The organism is Chitinophaga chungangae (assembly GCF_017742215.1).
GTDB lineage: Bacteria > Bacteroidota > Bacteroidia > Chitinophagales > Chitinophagaceae > Chitinophaga > Chitinophaga chungangae.
In genome coordinates, this window is sequence record NZ_JAGHKP010000003.1 from 459643 (window position 1) to 477324 (window position 17682).

Here is a 17682-nt window from a genome sequence, read left to right on the forward strand (position 1 = left end):
TTTCCGCACAAAACTTACAATTTTACGCATGCATAAAACAGAATTTGGTTTCGGCATTGTCGGCGCGGGCGCTATCTCGGGCATTCACGCCCAGGCTATCGCCGCGGCCGGTGGCGCAACGCTGGCCGGGATCTACAACATCAACCGGCCGAAAGCGGCGGCATTCGCCGAAAAATACCCCTGCCGTGTGTTCGGCACGCTGGAAGAAATGGTCAACGACGCGGCCATAGACATCGTTTGCATCTGCACGCCCTCCGGTCTGCACATGGAACCCGCGCTGAAAGCTATTGAAGCGGGCAAACACTGCCTGATAGAAAAACCGCTGGAAATAACGCTGGAGCGCTGCGACAGGATCATCGAAGCGGCGGAAAAAGCGGGCGTGACAGTGGGGGTCGTGTTCCCCTCGCGGTTCCATGAAGCCAGCAGGCTGATCAGGGAAGCGGTAGACGCGGGCAGGTGCGGGCCGCTGGTGTTCGGCGATGTGGACGTAAAATGGAGCAGGACCGAAGCGTATTACCAGTCCGCGCAATGGCGGGGCACCTGGCAATTCGATGGCGGCGGCGCATTGATGAACCAGGGCATTCATTCGGTAGACCTGCTGCAATGGTATATGGGCCCCGTGGAAGCGGTGCAGGCAATGACGGCCAACCGGCGGCATAAAAACATTGAAGTGGAAGATACCGTAACGGCCACCGTGCGGTTCGCCAGCGGGGCGTTGGGTACCATCGAATGCACCACGGCGGCTTATCCGGGTGCGTTAAAACGGCTGGAGATCGTTGGCACGGCGGGCACGCTCGTGATGGAAGAAAGCAGCCTGCTGAAGTGGGAACTGGCGGAAGAAACGGAGAAAGACCAGCGCATTAAAAATACCATCAACGGCAAACATGCTTCCGGCGGCGGCGCGGCCGACCCGATGTCTATCGGCTACGCCGGTCACCAGTACCAGGTGGAAGACCTGGTCCGCGCTATCAGGAACGGCGAAAAGCCGCTGGTGGATGCGCATGAAGGACGCAAATCGGTGGAGATCGTAACGGCGATATACAAAAGCGCGCAAACGGGCCAGCTGGTGAAGCTGCCGTTATAGCGCCCGGTTATAAACGAAAAAGGAAGGCAATATCTGCCTTCCTTTTTTTGTTTCGTGTATGCGTTTATTGGATGCTTTTGAAAAACGTATCCACTTCTTTCGCCCACGCTTCCGGTGTTTCCAGCGCGGCAAAATGGCCGCCCTTTTCCATGACGGTGAAACGTTTCAGGTTCACCCGCCTTTCCGCCCATTCTTTCGGCGTAGGCGCATCGCCGGGGAATACGGCCACACCGGTGGGCGTGCTCACCTTTTTGGCGGAAGCCTGGTTCTGCGCATCGTCTACGGCATAGGTGCGCATGGAAGAATTGATCGTCTGGCTTACCCAGTAGATCATGATGTTGGTGAGCAGTTCGTCTTTCGTAAAATGATCTTCGATCGTGCCGTCCTGCGTGCGCCAGGCGTTGAACTTTTCAGTGATCCAGGAAGCGAGGCCGGCGGGGGAATCGTTCAGGCCATAAGCCTGCGTTTGCGGTTTGGTGGAGTGAAGCATGGCGTATGCGCCTTCCGTGTACCACCAGCCCTGGATAAACTGCCCGAATTCCTGTTCCGCTTTGGACATGGTGCTCCAGTCCTCAGAACCATTGGGATAACCTACGTCCGACAAATGAATGGCCGCCACGTTTTCAGGATAAAGATTGGCGAGCGATTTGGTAATGCCCTGGCCAATGTCGCCACCGGCCACCAGGAACGTTTTGTAGCCGAGCGCCTCTTTCATCAGCGTGGCGAAGATGTTGGCGGAGCCGTCGTCTGTTTTGGCTACACGGCTTGAGAAACCGAAACCGGGAATGGAAGGGATCACCAGGTCGTAATCGTTCGTGAGCAAAGGAATTACTTTAACATACCGGTAAAAACCGTCGGGCCATCCGTGCAAAAGCAATAGGGGCCTGGCGTTGGAACTTTTGCTTTTGATGTGGAGGAAGTGAACGGAGAGGCCGTCTATCTCCGCGGTGAACTGCGGGATGCTGTTGAGGGCGGCTTCCTGCTTGCGCCAGTCGTAGCCGTTTTGCCAGTAGGCCACGAGGCTTTTGAGGAACAAGGGGTCTGTGCCGTATTTCCATCCGGTATCTTCCGGAGATTCCGGCCAGCGGGTCTGGCGGAGGCGTTGCTGAAGGTCATCCAATACGGATGGTTGCACATCGATCTTGAAGGGCTGTACATGGAACATATGGTCAGGTTTTTTGGGTTGCGCATTTGCGGTTATTTTTTGTTCACGGTTCCTTCAAGGTTCATGATGCGGATGTTCCTGAAATCGATCGGCTGGCCTTCGCTTTGCAGGGCGATGAAGCCGGAGGAAAGCACTTTGCCGTCGGTTTTTTGCGCAGGGTCGAAGCGGTTCACCACCGGCCCGCCGATCTGCGGTTTGGAATATTGCAATACCGTATCGCCGTTGATGATGTGGGTGATCAGCGAATCCCCGAGCACGATCAGTTCCGCTTTCACCCATTGTTCGCCTTCATAGGTTTTGGAATCGGAATCGATGCAATGCCGCGTGTCCAGTTTGCCTTTGTACACGATGTGCGTGCCCGGAGAGCACATGTTGCCTGTAGGCCGCGGTTTTCCGTCTCCCAAACCTGCCAGGAACTGCATTTCGATGGAAATGGGCCAGTCCTGCTCCACGGGCATGGTGCGCGGGTCCTGCGAATGGAACATTACGCCGCTGTTGAGAATGGTGTAGGAGGGCGCGCTTTTGTACCATTCGCCTACAAAACGGTATTCGAGCTGCAAATGGTAGTAGGAGAACGGCGTTTTGAAATAAAGGTGGCCGAACTGGTCGTTGAAATCGCCGTACTGGTCGTAACGCACCTGTATCATGCTGTCTTTTACGCGGAAAGTGTTGCCATAGTTGTCGCCCACGGGGTGATGATGGATCTTGACGAACCAGTCGTTGATGTCTTTACCGTTGAACAGGGGCGTCCATACGCCTTTTTCCTGTGCGCTGGCATGTGTGCAGAATGTTGCGGCGGCCATCAGGCAGCACCATAATTTTTTGATCATAAAAGGAGAGTAGCTTCCGATAAAAATAAGGAATTACTTCTTTTTCTTTTTCCTTTTTGCGTCTTTCATTGTTTTTTCGTGCTGGTCGATCAGCAGCTGCCAGTTTTCGTTGGGCACTTCTTCGGAAAAACTGATGGTTTCTTTATAATCGGCTTTGTTGATCTTCATCACCTGGATCTCTTTGCCGGTATATTTCTGGATGGCGTCCAGCATTTCTTTTTCTTCGGGGGCGCAGAACGAAACCGCACGGCCCTTCTGAACACCGCGCCCGGTGCGGCCTACACGGTGTACATAATTTTCGGGCTCTTCGGGCAGGTCGTAATTCACCACGTAGTCCACATTCGGAATATCGATGCCGCGGGCGTTCACGTCTGTAGTGACCAATATCCGCACGTCTCCTTTCCTGAACTCGTTCATCACGCTCAGCCTGTCTGTCTGTTCTTTACCGCCGTGCATCACGAGGCTTTTGATATTCACGCGTTCCATGGCGGCGGCCACTCTTTCCGCCCGTACTTTGGTGCGTACGAATACGAGTATTTTATTGTCCGGGAATTCGCGTACGAGCCTTTCCAGGAAAAACCGTTTGTCGTCCATATCCACGAAGGCTACGGAATGCGTCACGTTTTTAGACACGGGGTCTTCCGGCGAGATCTGGATGCGGATGGGATTGCGCACGATGGAATACGCCAGGTCTTTGATCTCGGTATCGATGGTGGCGGAAAAGAAAAGGGTCTGGTGGTTGCGGGGAAGGTGTTTGATCACGTCGCGGATATCGCGGATGAAACCGAGATCGAGCATATGGTCGGCTTCGTCAAGAATGAGGGTTTGCACATGGCTGAGGTCGAGATGGCCCTGGCTGATAAGGTCGAACATGCGGCCGGGCGTCGCAATCAGGATATCCACGCCTTTATCCAGTTTTTTGATCTGCGCTTCCTGTTCCACGCCGCCGTAAAGGCCCATGATGTCTACCCGGGTGTATTTCCCCAGGTGTTTGAACACATCGGAGATCTGGATGGCCAGCTCGCGGGTGGGCACCATTACCAGGCATTTCACTTCGCCTTTGGTGCGCGAGCGGCTTTGCTGCTGTAAAAGCTGGATAACGGGAATGGCGAAAGCGGCGGTTTTGCCGGTGCCGGTCTGTGCGATCGCCAGCACGTCGTCTCCTTTGAGGATGGAAGGAATGGCTTTGTATTGAATGTCGGTGGGCCTTTTAAAACCCAGTTCCTCCAGGCTTCTCTTTAATTCCTCCGATATGCGGTATTGTTCAAATTTCATGCGGGCTGCTTGTACTAAAAGGTACAAAGGTAGGCAAATTCTGCCGGGGCGGGGCAAAGCTGTTCCCTTACGCCGTTAAGCGACGGCAGATGCATGTTTCCGGAGGGCGGCGGGCTGCGAAATAACACAAACGCAGGGGCTGGGGGATATACGTTTGTACAGCACGTCGCGGATAAGAAAGCCGCCTTTTTGCAGTTCCGTGGATATTTTGTCTGCAAAAGATTTCGCCACCTCAATATCGTCTGTAGGAGGCGGCTGGTGAAATATGTACAGCGCGCCCAGCGGCGCCAGGTATTCCCGGATCAGGTCCAGCTCTTTTTCCGCGTCTTTATGAAACACGTTCACGTTAAAAGCGAAGATTTTGTCGAACTGCCGGTCCGTGATCGGGGCTTCGGTCAGCGAACCGTTGATGAAGGAGGCCTTTATTCCCTCGTTTTTTCTGATGGCTTTGTCGATCATAGCCGGGGAACTGTCAATGGCGGTAATAAAACCTTTTTTTAACCGCGGCGCAATGAGGGATACTGCAATGCCATGCCCGCACCCGATCTCCAGTATCCTGTCGTCCGGGTCCACATGCAGCATTTCCACCGCCCAGTTGAATCGCTCGTTCACTTTCATATGCGTATCAAACGTTAGTAATATAAATATATTAATTTAATTTGATATTCTTACCGCAGTGGGCCGCTGTAATTTCGCAGTGAAAAAGGGGTTGATAGTCAGTGATTTCTAAAGAGCGGATCAACAAAAAAGCGGCCGCTCCCTTGTGGAACGGCCGCTTTTAGAGAACGTATTTTTATCAATACCACCGGTCGGGATGCGCCATTTCAAAATCCTGTTTGTATTTCTCCGGGATCTTGTTGTTGATCATGCAGCTGGGCTCCAGCGAAGGGAAAATATCTTCGAAGGTGCGCACTTCGTTCATAAATACGCGGCGGTAAATATGCGAACGGGTGAGTTTTTTGTAATCGTCGATGCCGGCGGCGCCCATCAGTTCCACGAAGTTTTTTACCGTTTCTCCCTGGTAATTGGCGACGCGCTGTTTTTTATCGCTCACGACGAGGCCTACCGCCAGGGCGGGGTCTTGCGTGGCCACGCCGGTCGGGCATTTGTTGGAGTTGCATTGCAGGGCCTGGATGCAGCCGATGGCCATCATCATGGCCCTTGCGCTGTTGCAGGCGTCCGCGCCCAGGGCGATGGCGCGCAGCAGGTGGAAACCGGAAAGTATTTTGCCGGAAGCGATGATCTTGATATGCTGGCGGATGTTGAAACCGACGAGCATGTTGTGCACGAAGGCAAGACCGTCGAGCAAAGGCGCGCCCACGTGATTGGAGAATTCCTGCGGAGCGGCGCCGGTGCCGCCTTCGCCGCCGTCTACGGTGATGAAGTCCGGGTAAATGTCCAGCTCGATCATGGCCTTGCAGATGCCGATGAATTCGCTTTTCCGGCCGATGCAAAGTTTAAACCCGGTGGGTTTGCCGCCGGAAAGCTCGCGCATTTTCTGGATGAACAATACGAGCTCTTTCGGGGTGCCGAACGCGCTGTGATAGGGTGGTGAATAAATGGTGGTGCCGGGTTTTACGTGGCGGATGGCCGCGATCTCGGGCGTGTTTTTTTTAGCGGGCAAAATGCCGCCGTGGCCGGGCTTTGCGCCCTGCGAGAGTTTCAGTTCCACCATTTTGATCTGCGGGGCGGCTACGTTTTGCGCGAACAGCTCGCCGGAGAAATTGCCGTCGTCGTCGCGACAGCCGAAATAACCGGTGCCGATCTGCCAGATGATGTCGCCGTTGTGTTTCAGGTGATACGGGCTGAGACCGCCTTCACCGGTGTTGTGGGCAAAGTTGCCGATCTTGGCGCCCGCGTTCAGCGCCTCGATAGCGTTGCTGCTCAGCGAGCCGAAGCTCATGGCGGACACGTTGAAGATGCTGGCGGAATAAGGTTGTTTGCAGTCTTTATTGCCGATCGTTACACGGGGTTTATGGTCGAGTTTGTGGAAATCTTTGGGTGAAATGGAATGGCTCATCCATTCATAACCTTCTTCGTACACGTCCAGCTGGGTGCCGAAAGGCATGGTGTCCATCTCGCGTTTGGCGCGCTGGTAAATGGTAGAGCGGTCGATGCGGTTAACGGGCCGCCCGTCTATGTCTGATTCCACGAAATACTGGTACATTTTGGGGCGGAGGGCTTCCATCCAGTAACGCATCCGCCCGAAAACGGGGTAAGTGCGCATGATGGAATGCGCGGTTTGCCGCATGTCGTTGATCCCCATAATAAAAAGCGCAATAATTACCGCCAGCAGTACATACCACCAGGCACTGGCGTAATACCCGAGCAGGAACGCGCCGATGATCCCGATAACCGAACTGATAATAAATCCTTTCCGCATTGTTGGTCGTTTTTTAATCAACTGCAAATTTAGGGATTATTCATATTGGCGGCTGTTTTACGAAATTCAAACGCAAACGCGCCAAATTCAGGAAAGCCATTCAGTCAACGCTGCAAATCATGAAGATTTGTAAAAAAATCAGCGTTGACTTTAGAATCCGTTATATGAAGAAAATTTCCGCGCTCTTTGGTTTTCTTTGTTTCGCCTGTGGCAGACGCCGCGCGCATACCCGTTTCCCGCGACCGGAGAGAGCGTGTGCGGCAGGCGCTGGTGTAAAGGAAGGCCACGTGTTGCCCTTTTTCCACGATACCGGCCACCCCTAAAAACATCACTCCTGACAGAGGCCCGGTCGCCGCCTCATCCTAAAACACGGCAAACTTCTTGCTATTAATTGGTGAAAACCGACAGGCGGCAACCATAGCCCGGCAAAACGGAAAAGTCACCTCAAAAAAAGATCGAACGCCCGCCCCCGGCTTCAGTTGTATCAGCTGCGATCCTTCCATCGGCCGAAAAAGCGGCCCTAAACCATAATTTATGAGAAATCTGTTAGCAATCTGTTTGTCAGGAGCCTTGTTAACCGGCACACCTCTCTTTGCGCAAGACGAAACCACTGCACAAAACGGAACCACTGCAAAAAACGAAGCTGCTCCCCGGAACGAAATCAGCGCACAAGCCGGCAGCGACATCGTGTTCCGGCTTTTCGGGAAAACCCGTGAAGACCTTTTCGCCAATTACCTCCGTATCACGCGTAGCGAACAAACGGAATTCGACGCGGCGCTGATGCAGTACGAAACCGAAAAAGCGCCTTTCACCGAAGAACGTAATTACCTGCTGCGGCTTTATAACGAAAAATTCCAGACGGTAGACGAACAGATGATGACCGAACTGACAAAAAACATCATCAAAAACGACAAAGAATTTGTTTCGCTGCAAACCCGCTACTATCGCCGGATGATCAAGCTGCTGGGCAGCAACCGCGCGGCGATGTTCTTCCAGCTGGACAATTACCTCGAGCTCGCCAGCAAACTCTACATCCAGGGCGGGCTTCCGTTTATCAAAGAGCTGGAAACCGACCGCAAACTGGCGGTGGCGCGGCTGGAACGGGAGGTCAATTAAAAAAAACGGAGCAACGACGATCTGCGTATTGAAGGCCTGAGAACGGTCGCGGCGGTTTATTGCCGCGGGAACAAATTGCGGCTGTTTTTTGTTCTAATTCATATGCACACTGATTTAAAACCGGCTTTACAGCAAGAGTTAGCCAACGTTCTGGATTTCTGGATGAAACATACGGTAGACGAGCGGTCCGGCGGCTTTTACGGCCGGCTGGCGAACGATAATACGCCCGACCGTTTTGCGTTGAAAGGCTCCGTGCTCAATGCCCGCATCCTTTGGACGTTCGCGGCCGCATTTAACGCCACCCGCAAACCAGAATACCTCGAAACCGCCCGCCGGGCCTACGATTACATCAATGCCTACCTCGTCGATAAAGAATTCGGCGGCGTGCTCTGGTGCGTGGATTATTCCGGTCAACCCGTAGAAACGCAGAAGCAGGTGTATGCCATCGCTTTTACCGTGTATGCGTTCGCGGAGTATTTCAGGGCCACCGGCCTCGAAGAAGCCAAAGAAAAAGCCATCGGGCTGTACAGCCTCATCCAGTTGTATGGCTATGATTGTATTTACGGAGGATATGAAGAAGCGTTTAGCCGTGACTGGAAGCTGCCGCTCAAACCGGGAAAGGAAACAGAGATAAAAAAATCGATGAACACGCACCTGCACATTCTCGAAGCATACGCCACGCTGTATTCCGTTTGGCCGGACGCCGGGCTGAAAGGCCACCTGCGCGACCTGCTGCTGGTTTTTCACGACAAGATCGTGAACCGCGATACAGGGCACCTGTACCTTTTTTTTGATGAACAATGGAACCCGAAAGATACGACGGTCAGTTATGGCCACGATATCGAAGCCAGCTGGCTGTTGCAGCAGGCGGCGGAAATGCTGGGAGACGAAACATTGACGAAAAAATTTAAAATATTGTCGCTGCGAATGGCGGACGCAGCGGCGGAAGGCCTCGATGCAGACGGCGGCCTCTGGCAGCAGACGGACGTTACCGGGCAAAAGGCTTCGGAAAAACAATGGTGGCCGCAGGCAGAAGCCATCGTGGGATTTGTGAACGCGTACCGGAACACAGACGATGAAAAATATCTCCGGCTGGCGGAAAACTCATGGAATTTCGTGCAGTCGCACATTCTCGATAAAGAACATGGCGAATGGTGCTGGGGGATCGATGCGGACAAACAAAAACTGGAGGAAGACAAGGTTGGCCTCTGGAAATGCCCGTACCACAACAGCCGCGCCTGTCTTGAAGTGATCCGCAGGTTATAGGATGCCATGATGTTTCGCGAAGTTGAGCAAACCCGCCGTGTTCTTCAGTTCCAGCTTGCGCAGGATATTTTTCCGGTGCGTGTTCACCGTAAATTCGCTGATAGACAGCTGTGTGCCGATCTCGCGGCTGGTCAGTTCGCTGCCCACCATCCTGATGATCTCCACTTCGCGTTTGGTCAGCTGGTATTTTTTCATGAACTCGTCCAGGAAATAGGAAGGAAGCTGTGTTTCCTGCGCCCGCAGCTCCTCGAAATACGTTCCGCCTTCCACGATCACGCCGATGGCGGTTTTGAGCACGGAAGCGGGGGAATTTTTCAACAGGTAACCATTCGCGCCCAGTTTGCGCACTTCCGCCAGCAGTTGCGGCTGGTTGTAATTCGTGAGCACCAGCACTTTCAACGAAGGATATTGCCCGCGGATGATCTCCAGCGCGCGGATGCCGTCCAGCTGCGGCATGTTCAGGTCCAGCAGCACGAGATCTGCCTGCGCGGTGGCAAGCCTTTCCAGCAATTCGCGGCCGTTGTTCGCCGGTTCCAGTATTTCCCAGCCGGGGTGCTCGGCCAGCACGGCGGAGATGCCGTCTGTCAGCAATTGATGATCGTCTGCAATAAGAATGCGTAATGTTTTCATAAGCTCATTTTTTTGCGGGCAACGGCAGGTCGATGTTCACCATCGTGCCCCGGCCCGGCGCGCTCTCGATTTGTACGGCCCCTTCCAGGTAAGCGACCTTTGAATGAATACTGCGGAGGAGCCCCGGCGCGGTGGTGCCCGCGTCTATTCCTTTCCCGTTATCTTCCACCATCACCGAACAGGTATCTTCATGTTCTATCAGCTGGATCAGCGCATGGCTGGCGCCCGCGTGCCGCAATACGTTCTGCAGCAGTTCCTGCACGATGCGGTAAACGGTGTGCTGGAAATTGCGCGGGTAAGCCTGCGCGTCCGTAAAACCGAGCAGCACCAGTTCTATTTGGATTTTTCCCGAAGCGTTGGCCAGCTGCACCATGTCTTCCACGGCGCGCAGCAACCCGTATTTTTCAATGGCGACGGGCGTAAGCTGGTGGCTGATCGTACGCACGGTATGACTGATGTCTTTCAGCAGCGCGCCCGCATTTTGCAATTGTTTTTCGCTGCCCATCGGGTTTTCCTGCACGGCGCCGAGCTGCAGCGAAGCCAGCGACAGCATGGAGCCGATCTCGTCGTGCAGGCGGTCTGCCAGTGTTTTGCGTTCATTTTCTTCCACCGTTACGATCGTGTCCGTCAGTGTTTTTTGCTGCAGGTTCATTGCCAGCAGCGCGGCTTCTTTTTCTTTCCGGTACATATTAAAACGCGCGGCCAGCCCGAAAGTGATGATGATCATTTCCAGCACCACGCCGGTGAACATGCCGAAGTGCGCCCAGAATTCCGGGAGCGTTATTTTGCCAAGATGATAAAGATTTTCGAGCAGCACGCAAAGAAAAAGCGCGCCGGAACCGGCAAGGTAAACGCTTGCGGCTGTGTTACCTTTAATGGCCTGGGTAACGAGGCCCGCCGTCACAAAAATGACAGCGGCCAGCGAAAACAGCGGCAGCGAGGTTTGCAGGTACAGGCTGATGACGCCGAACCCTGTGTAATCCACCGGCCAGAGCATGACCGCGAGCAATGCCAGCCAGGTGATCTGGAAAACAGTGAAAGGCCTGCGCATCCAGCTGCCTTTCCGGATGTTCATAAAACCCCGCAGGAATTGCAGCGCGAGCACGAGATTGGTGAGCACGAACACCGGCCGGGCGCGGCTCGGGAAAAAATATGAATCCGGCCAGAGATAACGGAACCCCAACCCTTTGTTCGCCCAGATCCACAGCAGCATGCTCGTGACATATAACGCGTACCAGCCGTAAACCGCGTCTTTCGTGGTGATAAAAAGGAACAGCCCGAAAAGGATAATGAGCAGCACGATGCCCGTCAGTACGCCGTTTACCAGCATTTCGCCGCCCTGGCTGTTTTGCAGTTCCGCCTTGCCGCGGATGGTCAGCGGCGCCTGCAGTGATTCGTTGTGTTTGTCTACCTTCAGCAGGTACAGTTGCGCGCCGCGGTCCAGGGGAAAAGCGAAAGCGTTGTGCACGAGCGGCCGCTGGCGGAAAGGGTGGAAGTCGCCGGTAACGGCCAGCAACTGCAGGCTGTCTTTCAGCCCGTACCATTCCAAATGATTGATATGGGGATTGTCTGCCAGCAGTACGAGCTCTTTCGCGGCAACGGTATCCCGCACCGGCAGCGCGATCCAGAAAACAGAAGTGGTGAAACCCGGGTTGAGATAGGCGGGCTCCAGTTGCCGGAAGCCGCCATGGCGGTATATTTCCAGCGCTTTTGAAGCGGTAAGCGTGCGCGGCGTGTCTTCCAGCACATAAAAGCCGGACTGCGCCCGCAGCAAAGGGATAAAATTCAAAAGGAAACACGCCAGCAGCCATGTTCTCCGCATACACCAGGGATTGATCGGAGCCAAGATACTGCAAATCAATAGAAAAGAAATTACACGCTCGTGCCAAAATGATTAATACGCTATATTTGGTAAAAATTATCCGAACTATACCGAAACATGAAATATCTGCTTTTTTTGATCCCGGTGCTTGTGTTGGTTGACCTGTACCTCTGGACGCGCATCACCGCTATGCTGACGGCTTCCAGCGATACGTCCGTTGCGCTGGGCGTAATGCTTATCTGCGTTACGCTGGCGGCGCATTATTTCCTCTTTAAACTCGTAAAATCAAAGCTCAGATGATGAAATACAAAGGACTGATTCTCGCCGTCATCGCGGGATTCGTGCTTACCCTGGCCTGCTGCTCTTCCTGCACCCGCATAGACGCCGGGCACGAAGGCATCCGCGTAAAACAATACGGTACCGGCAAAGGCGTGCAGGACGTGTCGCTGGTAACCGGCCGCGTTTGGTTCAATCCCTTTACCGAAGAGATCCATCAATTCCCCGTATTCGTGCAAACGGCGGACTACGAGCCCTTTTCCGTGAATGCGAAAGACGGTTCCGTATTCACCGTAGACCCCACCATCACCTTCAAGGTGATCGCGGGCCGTTCGCCGGAGATCTTCAAAAAATACCGGAAAGACATTACAGAGATCACCCGCACCACGCTGTTCAATTATGTGCGCGACGCGTTCCGTATCCAGTTCAACAAATATTCCACAGACAGCATGATCAGCAACCGAGAAGGCTTTGAAAATGCGGTGCAGATACAGCTTTCAACGGAGCTGAGCAAAGAAGGGTTCGACCTCGAACAAATGACTTCCGGCATCACCTATCCCGAAAGCATTACGCAGGCCATCGACGCAAAGAACCGCGCGGTGCAGCAGGCGATGCAGGTGGAAAACGAATTGCGCGTGGCGGAAGCGAATGCAAGGAAACTGATCGTACAGGCTGAAGCGGAAGCCAAAGCCAACCTGCTGCGGCAACAATCCCTCACGCCGCTGCTCATCCAGCAGCAGTTCATCGAAAAGTGGGACGGAAAAACGCCGCTATACGGCAGCTCGCCGGTGATGTTCAAGAGCGTACAATAAAACAAAAAGCCAGGCAGTGCCTGGCTTTTTTAATGCGATCATCCCGTTGAACGGGCGCATTTTCCCATAAAAAAACTTACCGCACGATCACAACGGGCACGGCTGAATGAAAAGCAAGCCGTTTGGTGATGCTTTTGTGGAACAGCTCCGCAAAGAAGCCATATTCGCCGGGAATGGCCAGCAGCATGTCCGCATTATTGTCCGCCGCAAAATCCTGTATGCCTGCCACCAGATCCGTATGCTGCACTTCGTGGTACGCGGCGGACGGCAGACCGAGCGCCTGCAACAGCGCTGACGGCGCTTCGCCGTCGCTTTCGGTGACAGACACATGCACCACTTCCAGCGTGGCCTGCAATGCGCTTGTGAAGTTGCGGATACTGTCGGCCTGATGCGGCTGCAGGGATATTTTTTTGCTGTATGCGAATAATATGCGGTGTACTTTTTCGTATTGTACCGTATGCGGCACGATCACGAGCGGAAGGGTGGACATATTCGCCGCGTCGAGCGCGTTGCTGCCGATGAAACGCTGGCTCATGGCGCTTTTGCCGGTGATGCCCATGATCACTGCGGAAACTTTCACATCCTGCAGCGCTTCATGCATGGCTTCGATAAAAACGAGCGGGCTGGTTCTGGTTTCGATATTGATGTATTCCACCAGTTCGTTTTGCAGTTCTTGTTTCAGCTGCGCCATTTGCTGGTCGAGCATCTGGCGGAATTCGGGCGTGTCTGCGTCCGTCATGGCCACTACGGAGGTGGTAGCTTCCACAGGAAGGCCGTAGGCGTGGAAAAGCACGATGTCCGTAGCTTTGGCCTGGCGCGCGAACGAAACGGCGTAGCGGGCGGCGTTGAACGCCGTGTCTGAAAAATCGACGGGAACGAGTATTTTTTGCATGGCTGATGGAATGTGTTCAGAGTTATAACAAATCGTGCGCCAGGGGGTTGAAATATCATAGAAAAACCACAATAAATAGTAGTTTTGCGCGCGGCATTCCCGCTTTTTTTCTGATCAAATTTTAATATCCGCATGTCCGTTCAAATAGATGTAGTGATACCGTCATTCAGGCTGGAAGAGCATTATCTTTTGCCGATCCTTTCCCTGAAAACGCCTGCGGATACTCAGATCAGGTTTTTCCTCGTGGCGGATAACCCCGCGGTGGTGCTTTCCCCCGTCATCCGCCAGCTGGTAGACGATCAGCGGGTGTTTCTTTCCATCAACCCGCAGAACATGGGCGCGGCGCGCACGCGCAACAAAGCGATGGAAATGGGCAGCGGGGAATGGATCCTTTTCCTGGACGATGATATCACTGTGCCGGTGAATTTGCTGGAGATCTACGCGGAAGCGATCCGCCGGTTCCCGGACGAGATCGGGTTTATCGGGCTGGTGAACATGCCGCCGCCGGTGAAATCGTTTTCCCACGCCATCGTCGCCAGCGGCAGTATGGATATTTTCAAGATCGCGAAAGACCGTAAAGCATTTGCATGGGGCGCCACCGCGAACATGATGATCAGCCGCAGGGCGATGGGCGACGTGCGTTTTTCGGAGATCTTCCCGAAAGCGGGCGGGGGAGAGGATGTGGATTTTTTTATGAATATGCGCGAAAGGAACGGTTATAAAGACTTCAAATCCTTACCGGAAGCGGCCGTAGAGCATCCCTGGTGGAACAATGAGGCGTCGAATTTCAAAAGGCCTTTCCGCTACGGCATTGGCAACAGCTTGCTGCCGCAACGCAATCCCAGATACGCCTACCACGATTTTCCCAATACCATCGAAACCGTTTTCCTGGCATTGCTGGCTGGCATAGTGGCCGCGTTCGTAAAACCTTCGCTGCTGCCTGCCATCGGGCTGTTTATCGCCGGGGCGGCGGTGATAGAAGTAATAGCCGGCGCTGTGCAGTCTGCCAAAAGAAAGGCCAAACCGAGCGCTGAAGTATATTTTTACCTGCTGCTGCTCCGCCTGATACAGGAAGCCGGGATGTTCTGGGGGAATGTCTCCAGGTTTCGTTTCCAGGGGATCACGGAACGGTTTAATTACAACGGCAGTTTCAGGAAGACCCATTTCTACCGGACCAACACTTACAAACTCGTGAAATGGGTGCTTTATCCCTTACTGGTGATCTGGATCTGGCGTTGTTACACCTCCGCGTAACCGTTCAGGCAGGAAATGATCTTGTAACGGATCGTTTCCATGTAACGGTATTCGTTCGCCACCACTTCTGATTTCGAATTGCATTTGTGATGCAGGTGGTAACACACCGCCGCCATTTTGAGGCGTTTTTTGAGGATGCCGGCGTTGATGAGGCGTGCCGCAAACTCATTGTCTTCCGAGCCCCAGCCGTTGAAGGTATTGTTATACCCGTTGATGGCGATGAAGTCTTCTTTCCAGAAAGCAAGGTTGCAGCCTTTGGTGTTGGTGGATTTCTGTTTGGTCATCTTGAAGATGAAAGACAGGAAGGGCAAACGCAGGGAATTGATCCTGCTGCCGATGCCGGCGCTGAAAAAATGCAGTGGGCCGTCGTAACCGTAAGAAAGGATCTCGCCGGTTTTCGATTCGCTGATCATGGTGCGGGCGCCCTGGATAAACTGGCCCTGGCGCGCATGACCGATATGATCTTCCACGAAGCGGGGGTGAAGCAGGATATCCCCGTCTATTTCAATGATATAATCTACTTCGGATAATTTAACGGCTTTGTTCAGGATAATGCTTTTCCGGAACCCGTCGTCTTCATGCCAGGCATGTTTGAACGGGATCTGGAGAATACGCTCCCACCTGCGGATCACGTCCGCAGTGGCGGGCCCGGAACCATCATCGGCAATGATGATCTCGTCCGGCATAACAGTCTGCCTTTGGATGCTGACAAAGATAGTTTCAAGCGCCTTTGGCCAGTTGTAGGTTGAAATCAGCAATCCTACTTTGAACGTTCGTTTTTCCATTCAAGGATTATTATCAGGTTTTGCAAAAGATTGGCCGTTCGCAGACCTTTCTTTGGTCGATAGTTGATAGTCAGGTTTTCGGCTCCCCTCCTGCATTTATAACGAGGATGGTCCCGAAATGTTACAGCACACGCTTAAAAATATGAAAATATAAGTTATGAAAAAAGAGTATATATATTTTTTTTTCTCAGTTACCGCTAAAAGTCTGCATTTCTATCAACTTTTTATAAAGACCATTTCTCCCCAATAACTCAATATGAGTGCCAGTTTCCACGATTTTTCCCTGTTCCACGACAATAATCAGGTCGGCCGTCTGGATAGTGCTTAAACGGTGGGCGATGATCACCGAGGTCCGGTTTTTCATCAGGTTGTTCAGCGCGTCCTGCACCATTTTCTCGGATTCCGTGTCCAGCGCGGATGTCGCCTCGTCCAGCAGCATGATCGGCGGGTTGCGGAGCACGGCGCGGGCGATGCAGATACGCTGGCGCTGGCCGCCGGAAAGTTTCACCCCGCGGTCGCCAATGCGGGTCTGGTAGCCTTTTTCAGTGCCGAGAATGAACTCATGGGCGTTGGCGATGCGGGCCGCGGCTTCCACTTCTTCCTGGGTGGCCGCCTGGTTGCCGAAAGCGATATTGTTAAAGATCGTGTCGTTGAATAAAATGGTATCCTGGTTGACTATTCCCATGAGATCGCGGACGGATTCCATGGTGTATTCGTTGATATTACGCCCGTCTATCCGTATTTCGCCGCTCCAGGGCTCGATAAACCGGGGGATAAGGTCCATCAGCGTGCTTTTGCCGCCGCCGGAAGGGCCTACCAGTGCTACGCTTTTGCCTTTGGGGATGCTGAAGTCCACATGGTCGAGAATGGTGCGCTCGCCATAACCGAACGTTACGCCGCGGAACTCGATGCGGTCTTTGAAATCGGAAATGGGCCTGGCATCAGGGCTGTTTACGATGGAAGGTTTGGTATCTATCAGGTTCAGCACCCTTTCGCCGGCGGCAATGCCGGAGTGGATGTTGGAAAATGACTGTGAGATGGCTTTTGCCGGGCGCATGATCTGCGAGAAGATGGCGATGTAGGCGATAAATTCGGCGGGATTCAGCTCTTTACTGCCTTCGGCGATAAGGGTGCCGCCGTAATACACGATGCCGGCCACCATCAGCACGCCCATGAACTCGCTCACGGGAGAGGCCAGCTGTATCCTTTTGGCCATGGCGCGGATAATGCGGCTGTAGGTCTTGTTTTCGTTGTCGAACCGGTCTTTTATATAATTGGAGGCGTTGAAGGCTTTGATAATACGGATGCCGGAAAGCGCCTCGTCGAGATAACTGATCATATTGCCGTAGGTTTCGTGGCTTTCGGCCGCCTGTTGTTTCAGGCGTTTCACGATCCGGGAGATCAGCCAGCCCGCCACCGGGATCACCAGCATGGAAAAAAGCGTCAGTTTATAAGAGATCATGAACAACATTACCAGGTAGGTAATTAATGTTAAAGGTTCCTTAAAAATTACCTGGAGGGTGCCGGTCACGGAAAATTGTACGGTTTGCACGTCCGAAGAGACCTTTGAAATGATGTCGCCTTTCCTTTCATTGTTAAAATAGGAGAGGTCGAGGTTCATGACATTGTTAAAAACGGACTTCCGGAGGTTGAGCAAAGTATGGATGCGCAGGTTTTCCATGGTTTTCTCGGAGAGATAACGGAAAATATTGCTGATAAGCACGGAAGTGATGATTACGGCGCAGACCCAAAGCAAGGTTTGTTGCAGGCCGATCGTGCGGTTGAACTCGGCGGCGTAATAGTTCATGGTCTTGAAAACGTCGAAAAAGCTGTCTGGCTTAACGGGAGGCGGGGCGGGGCAGTTCGGGTCCTGGTTGATGCCAAACAAAGTAGTGAGCAGCGGCGCTACCAGTGCAAGGTTCAACGTACCGAACACTACCGATATCAGCGTGAAAAGAATATAGGGGATCGCATATTTTTCAATCGGTTTTGCAAACGATAAAAGCCTGAAATACGTCTTCATGTACTTGATTAACTAGATAAAACGTGCAAAGCTAGTTATTATTTGGCAGATTGCCCCCGAAATGCGTAT

At 53.2% G+C, this 17682-nt stretch carries 16 protein-coding genes; 6 read left to right on the forward strand and 10 right to left on the reverse strand.

Annotated features, from left to right (window positions below; translation table 11 throughout):
- Positions 1 to 28: 28 nt before the first annotated feature.
- Entirely contained in the window at positions 29 to 1084 is a 1056-nt protein-coding gene (locus J7I43_RS16185) for a Gfo/Idh/MocA family protein (RefSeq protein WP_209146890.1), read from the forward strand.
- 64 nt (positions 1085 to 1148) lie between these two features.
- On the opposite strand, the gene J7I43_RS16190 is transcribed toward J7I43_RS16185, so the two are convergent.
- From J7I43_RS16190 to J7I43_RS16210, 5 genes are all read right to left on the reverse strand, one after another.
- Positions 1149 to 2249 (reverse strand): epoxide hydrolase family protein, encoded by a 1101-nt coding sequence (locus J7I43_RS16190; RefSeq protein WP_209146891.1) that lies wholly within the window; start codon positions 2247 to 2249, stop codon positions 1149 to 1151.
- Between the two features lie 32 nt (positions 2250 to 2281).
- A complete protein-coding gene (locus J7I43_RS16195; RefSeq protein ID WP_209146892.1) occupies positions 2282 to 3079 on the reverse strand; it encodes a 3-keto-disaccharide hydrolase in 798 nt (265 codons plus the stop codon).
- 33 nt (positions 3080 to 3112) lie between these two features.
- The gene (locus tag J7I43_RS16200; protein ID WP_209146893.1) at positions 3113 to 4354 is read right to left on the reverse strand and encodes a DEAD/DEAH box helicase; all 1242 of its coding nucleotides are present in this window, start codon (positions 4352 to 4354) and stop codon (positions 3113 to 3115) included.
- A gap of 75 nt (positions 4355 to 4429) precedes the next feature.
- A complete protein-coding gene (locus tag J7I43_RS16205) occupies positions 4430 to 4972 on the reverse strand; it encodes a class I SAM-dependent methyltransferase (protein WP_209146894.1) in 543 nt (180 codons plus the stop codon).
- A 178-nt stretch (positions 4973 to 5150) separates the two neighbouring features.
- Positions 5151 to 6737 (reverse strand): FMN-binding glutamate synthase family protein, encoded by a 1587-nt coding sequence (locus J7I43_RS16210; protein ID WP_209146895.1) that lies wholly within the window; start codon positions 6735 to 6737, stop codon positions 5151 to 5153.
- Between the two features lie 534 nt (positions 6738 to 7271).
- Between J7I43_RS16210 and J7I43_RS16215 the strand changes: the two genes are divergently transcribed.
- Both J7I43_RS16215 and J7I43_RS16220 read left to right on the forward strand, forming a co-directional pair.
- Positions 7272 to 7853, forward strand: a complete 582-nt coding sequence (locus J7I43_RS16215) for a hypothetical protein (protein ID WP_209146896.1) — start codon at positions 7272 to 7274, stop codon at positions 7851 to 7853.
- 102 nt (positions 7854 to 7955) lie between these two features.
- Positions 7956 to 9119 carry an AGE family epimerase/isomerase gene (locus tag J7I43_RS16220; protein WP_209146897.1) on the forward strand — a complete coding sequence of 388 codons (1164 nt, stop codon included), beginning with the start codon at positions 7956 to 7958 and terminating at the stop codon, positions 9117 to 9119.
- Here J7I43_RS16220 and J7I43_RS16225 read toward each other — a convergent pair.
- Positions 9114 to 9749 carry a response regulator gene (locus J7I43_RS16225; protein WP_209146898.1) on the reverse strand — a complete coding sequence of 212 codons (636 nt, stop codon included), beginning with the start codon at positions 9747 to 9749 and terminating at the stop codon, positions 9114 to 9116. The two genes, J7I43_RS16220 and J7I43_RS16225, sit on opposite strands and share 6 nt — an antisense overlap.
- 4 nt (positions 9750 to 9753) lie before the next feature.
- The gene (locus J7I43_RS16230; protein ID WP_209146899.1) at positions 9754 to 11571 is read right to left on the reverse strand and encodes a sensor histidine kinase; all 1818 of its coding nucleotides are present in this window, start codon (positions 11569 to 11571) and stop codon (positions 9754 to 9756) included.
- 117 nt (positions 11572 to 11688) lie between these two features.
- Here J7I43_RS16230 and J7I43_RS16235 point away from each other — a divergent pair, with 117 nt between their 5' ends.
- On the forward strand, positions 11689 to 11871 hold the full coding sequence (locus J7I43_RS16235) for a hypothetical protein (protein ID WP_209146900.1): 183 nt from the start codon (positions 11689 to 11691) through the stop codon (positions 11869 to 11871).
- On the forward strand, positions 11868 to 12659 hold the full coding sequence (locus tag J7I43_RS16240; RefSeq protein WP_209146901.1) for a prohibitin family protein: 792 nt from the start codon (positions 11868 to 11870) through the stop codon (positions 12657 to 12659). The genes J7I43_RS16235 and J7I43_RS16240 overlap by 4 nt, the downstream gene beginning before the upstream one ends.
- 76 nt (positions 12660 to 12735) lie before the next feature.
- Here the strand turns inward: J7I43_RS16240 and J7I43_RS16245 are convergent, their stop codons facing one another.
- Positions 12736 to 13551 (reverse strand): universal stress protein, encoded by an 816-nt coding sequence (locus J7I43_RS16245; protein ID WP_209146902.1) that lies wholly within the window; start codon positions 13549 to 13551, stop codon positions 12736 to 12738.
- 132 nt (positions 13552 to 13683) lie between these two features.
- On the opposite strand from J7I43_RS16245, the gene J7I43_RS16250 reads away from it, so the two are divergent.
- Positions 13684 to 14805, forward strand: coding sequence for a glycosyltransferase (locus tag J7I43_RS16250; protein WP_209146903.1), 1122 nt, complete (start codon positions 13684 to 13686; stop codon positions 14803 to 14805).
- Here the strand turns inward: J7I43_RS16250 and J7I43_RS16255 are convergent.
- Positions 14790 to 15590, reverse strand: a complete 801-nt coding sequence (locus J7I43_RS16255) for a glycosyltransferase family 2 protein (RefSeq protein WP_209146904.1) — start codon at positions 15588 to 15590, stop codon at positions 14790 to 14792. The two genes, J7I43_RS16250 and J7I43_RS16255, sit on opposite strands and share 16 nt — an antisense overlap.
- 187 nt (positions 15591 to 15777) lie before the next feature.
- Entirely contained in the window at positions 15778 to 17613 is a 1836-nt protein-coding gene (locus J7I43_RS16260) for an ABC transporter ATP-binding protein (RefSeq protein WP_209146905.1), read from the reverse strand.
- Positions 17614 to 17682: the final 69 nt, after the last annotated feature.

Excerpts from the sequence above, each read along its gene's own strand:
- J7I43_RS16190 (WP_209146891.1), bottom strand. The coding sequence starts at position 2,249 with ATGTTCCATGTACAGCCCTTCAAGATCGATGTGCAACCATCCGTATTG.
- J7I43_RS16215 (WP_209146896.1), top strand. The coding sequence starts at position 7,272 with ATGAGAAATCTGTTAGCAATCTGTTTGTCAGGAGCCTTGTTAACCGGC.
- J7I43_RS16245 (WP_209146902.1), bottom strand. The coding sequence starts at position 13,551 with ATGCAAAAAATACTCGTTCCCGTCGATTTTTCAGACACGGCGTTCAAC.
- J7I43_RS16220 (WP_209146897.1), top strand. The coding sequence starts at position 7,956 with ATGCACACTGATTTAAAACCGGCTTTACAGCAAGAGTTAGCCAACGTT.
- J7I43_RS16185 (WP_209146890.1), top strand. The coding sequence starts at position 29 with ATGCATAAAACAGAATTTGGTTTCGGCATTGTCGGCGCGGGCGCTATC.
- J7I43_RS16200 (WP_209146893.1), bottom strand. The coding sequence starts at position 4,354 with ATGAAATTTGAACAATACCGCATATCGGAGGAATTAAAGAGAAGCCTG.
- J7I43_RS16195 (WP_209146892.1), bottom strand. The coding sequence starts at position 3,079 with ATGATCAAAAAATTATGGTGCTGCCTGATGGCCGCCGCAACATTCTGC.
- J7I43_RS16260 (WP_209146905.1), bottom strand. The coding sequence starts at position 17,613 with ATGAAGACGTATTTCAGGCTTTTATCGTTTGCAAAACCGATTGAAAAA.
- J7I43_RS16235 (WP_209146900.1), top strand. The coding sequence starts at position 11,689 with ATGAAATATCTGCTTTTTTTGATCCCGGTGCTTGTGTTGGTTGACCTG.
- J7I43_RS16250 (WP_209146903.1), top strand. The coding sequence starts at position 13,684 with ATGTCCGTTCAAATAGATGTAGTGATACCGTCATTCAGGCTGGAAGAG.
- J7I43_RS16210 (WP_209146895.1), bottom strand. The coding sequence starts at position 6,737 with ATGCGGAAAGGATTTATTATCAGTTCGGTTATCGGGATCATCGGCGCG.
- J7I43_RS16240 (WP_209146901.1), top strand. The coding sequence starts at position 11,868 with ATGATGAAATACAAAGGACTGATTCTCGCCGTCATCGCGGGATTCGTG.
- J7I43_RS16225 (WP_209146898.1), bottom strand. The coding sequence starts at position 9,749 with ATGAAAACATTACGCATTCTTATTGCAGACGATCATCAATTGCTGACA.
- J7I43_RS16255 (WP_209146904.1), bottom strand. The coding sequence starts at position 15,590 with ATGGAAAAACGAACGTTCAAAGTAGGATTGCTGATTTCAACCTACAAC.
- J7I43_RS16205 (WP_209146894.1), bottom strand. The coding sequence starts at position 4,972 with ATGAAAGTGAACGAGCGATTCAACTGGGCGGTGGAAATGCTGCATGTG.
- J7I43_RS16230 (WP_209146899.1), bottom strand. The coding sequence starts at position 11,571 with ATGCGGAGAACATGGCTGCTGGCGTGTTTCCTTTTGAATTTTATCCCT.